The 2,918-nt window shown below is 63.7% G+C and carries 4 protein-coding genes; all 4 read right to left on the reverse strand.

What is annotated here, in order from left to right; translation table 11 throughout:
• A partial coding sequence (locus EOA36_RS32360) for a hypothetical protein (protein WP_145969427.1) occupies window positions 1-668 on the reverse strand: 668 nt, incomplete at its 3' end.
• A gap of 300 nt (window positions 669-968) precedes the next feature.
• Entirely contained in the window at window positions 969-1,622 is a 654-nt protein-coding gene (locus EOA36_RS32365; protein ID WP_127280889.1) for a hypothetical protein, read from the reverse strand.
• A 652-nt stretch (window positions 1,623-2,274) separates the two neighbouring features.
• The gene (locus EOA36_RS32370; protein WP_127280890.1) at window positions 2,275-2,466 is read right to left on the reverse strand and encodes a hypothetical protein; all 192 of its coding nucleotides are present in this window, start codon (window positions 2,464-2,466) and stop codon (window positions 2,275-2,277) included.
• 38 nt (window positions 2,467-2,504) lie between these two features.
• Window positions 2,505-2,918: hypothetical protein (locus EOA36_RS37495; RefSeq protein WP_189553463.1), on the reverse strand; the 414-nt coding region annotated here is incomplete at its 5' end.

A 2,918-nucleotide genomic window follows, 5' to 3' on the forward strand; every position in this document is an offset into this window, starting at 1 on the left:
ATGATGATGCGCGGCAGGCGGATGACTTGCGTGCCGGTTTCCTCATCGGTTTCGAAGCCCAGCCGGTCGGCCTCCCACTCGGCGATCTCGGCACGCGGCGGATATCGCGCGGTGCGGCCGTAGAGGCGGCCCGGCGCATCCTCATGCACCAGGTCGCATTCGTTCAGCCAGCCCATGGAGATCTCGTAGCCCTTGAAGAAGCTGTCGAGATTTTCGTTGCCGATGGCGCCGAACTCCATTTCGAGCCGCACCAGCGTCTTGCGCGGCCCGTCCGGCCACTTCCGCACCACGTCCCATTCGAGGATATGTTTGACCGGCCGGTCCTGGCCGCCGGCGTAGCTGTCGGCGCCGGGCGCGGTGAACGGCCCGCGCTTCGGAAAGAACTGGTGCCAGGAGGCCAGCGCGGTCTTGGCCATTTCGCGATAGGTGTCACGGATGGCCGCGCACCGGACATGCACCACGCCGTCGCGGCAAACCGGATAGACCGTGGCGGCATGCCGCGCGATCTTGAACACGGTCGCCACCGTCTTCCCGCTGCCCCACGGGCCACGGATGAAGTTGAACGGCCCTTCCGCCTGGATATAAGCCGCAGCGACAGGCCCCGGCGGAATGAACTGGTGGATGCTGAAAAGCGCCTCGCGATCGTAATCTTTCTGCGACTGACCCATGACCCTCGACCCTCGCAATGGCCGGCGCCCACGCGCCCGCGTCCCGATTCAACGCAGCGAATTTATTTCCGCCGCCAGCGAGTCCAGTGCGAGCCGCCGGAATTGGCGGTGTGTGTGCGACCGCACCCCCGTGGGGGGTGGGTGGGGGCGCGGTTTTCGAAATTCGAAGCCGCCGCCCTCGCCTGCCGCTCGACCAGGGGGCGGGGTCGAGGCACCACGCCAGGCGATCCGCCGGCCTCGCGCACGTGCACGTGAGAGGCCGGAACGATATCGGTTTTCAATTCCGCAACTGATTTGCGATCAGTTGTCGATCCCGGTTTTATCCTGCGCATTCAATGCATTAGCATCATCGTGCGACACGTCCTCGTTTTGTCGCACGGCAGGCGCTGGGCTAAGTGGTTGATTTTCCAAGATCTTCGCATCAGGCGGAATGCCAGCGCTCATGAACCCGAGATCACCCGCCACGGCAACGGCCACGTTCATTTCGCCAATGACCATCAATGGCCGCTTGCTGCCGTCGCCGATCAGCTCCAGCTGCTGCGGTTTCTTGCCGTGATGGTACGGCAGGAGATCGGCCGCCGCGCCGCGCATGATGCCCAGCACCGCGATCTTGTGCTTGGCCGTCTCGGCCCCGACAGCCTTGCACAACGCGCCGAAGTCAGCCGACTGGATCATCGAGAGCGTCACCATCGGGTCGCGATGGCCGCGAGCTTGGAGGTAGCGGATCATGTCGCCATTCTTGCGGTTTGCCGCACCTTGCGGCCTCCCCCGCGCCCGACTCGGCGCAGCAACCAGTTCCGCCGCCAGCGCCAAGACGTCATCGCCCTCGCCATCGGGCAAGCCAGCGATCAGGTCGAGCGGATCGGCGCCGGGCAGCTCGGCCGGCGGCGCCTGGTCGCCGCCGGAGCCCGGTGTGCGTGCGTCTTGATGCCCCTTTTCAGCTGCATCGGCCATGCGAATGTCTCCCAGGGCAATTTTTTATTCCGGTCACCCGATCGAGGCCGAGGTAACCGTCAAGTAACCGGCTTTTCGATAGATAATTCAAATGGATAACCCCACGCAGTTACGAGTTACATGGTTACCTCATAACGCGTATGCGCGCGCGCGTGCGATGCGAGGTTGCATATCCCGGTAACCGGTAACTGAAACACCCATGCTATTGATTTCCTTGGCTTTTTTCAGTTACCAGCGCAGTAACTTGGCGGTAACCCGGTAACGCCACCCAAACCCATCGGCGGCTGTCTCAACCTCGCCTTTCGCCACGTGCGTCAACTGCCAGCATGGAAACGCGCGGCGGAAACTCCTTAGCGCATGATTGGGCGGGGGCTTCGGGCGTCAAATGCGGGCGCGGGAATGGCTGAAAACAGCGGCAAATGCTGGCGAAAAATTCGCGCGAATCATGGTCGATGACGCGCGCGTGTCGGGGCGCGGGACCATCCATTTCCGGCGGCGGGAGAGACTAAAGCGGCGCAGCCCTGCCGGGCTGCTGGTTGTTTCAAGGCGACGCTTGGCATGGGCACGCGCACCAGGGCGGCGCTTGATCGTTCGGATGGTGCTGGGGTGCGCTCACAGCCTCGCCTGTGGCCGTTGAGGCCTGCAAGGCGCGCTAGTCGCGCGCCAAGCGCTCGACAGTAGCGATGATGGCCCTTGCCAGCGCCTCAGCCTCGTGGACGGGCTCCGGGCCATAGAGCAGCAACACGGCTTCCTCGCTCGGCAACACACCTGGCGGGCACGTCTGTTCGATTGCCATGCGAATAAGACCGAGCGCGGCCCAGCAATCCTTGATTTCGTCGGACATGAGGGAACAACATCCGAGGCGGCCCGGATGTTCCTGCGCTATTCCGTCCCCTGCGCGAACTTCTCGAACGCATCGAGATCCACCAGCAGGCAGTGTTTCAAGCTGCCGTTGATGCGCACCTTCTGGTGATTGCCCTTGTCGCGCAGCACCACGTTGGGCGGCGCCTGTTTCAGCGCCGAATACCACACGCCCTTATGAAACTCGGTGTCGGAGAAGATGCGCTGCAGCATCGGGCCATCGGCCGGCACGGCCAGGCACGGGCCGATGTCGGGCGAAATCTTGCCCTTGTCGATCGCCGACAGGTTCACCAGGTAAAGCCGCTCCTGCGCGCCGCGTGCGTCCCATCCGCCTTGGTTCGGCCCGTCGCGAAGCTTTTCCAGCACGCCGCCGATCGTCGGCTTGACGCCCTCGCGCCACGCGTCGATCTGGCTCTGCATCAGGATGTCGAGGCA

The sequence above is a fragment of the Mesorhizobium sp. M8A.F.Ca.ET.021.01.1.1 genome, assembly GCF_003998025.1.
GTDB lineage: Bacteria > Pseudomonadota > Alphaproteobacteria > Rhizobiales > Rhizobiaceae > Mesorhizobium.

Bases quoted from the DNA above. Each gene is read 5' to 3' on its own strand.
- EOA36_RS32365 (WP_127280889.1), bottom strand. From the start codon at position 1,622: ATGGCCGATGCAGCTGAAAAGGGGCATCAAGACGCACGCACACCGGGC.
- EOA36_RS32370 (WP_127280890.1), bottom strand. From the start codon at position 2,466: ATGTCCGACGAAATCAAGGATTGCTGGGCCGCGCTCGGTCTTATTCGC.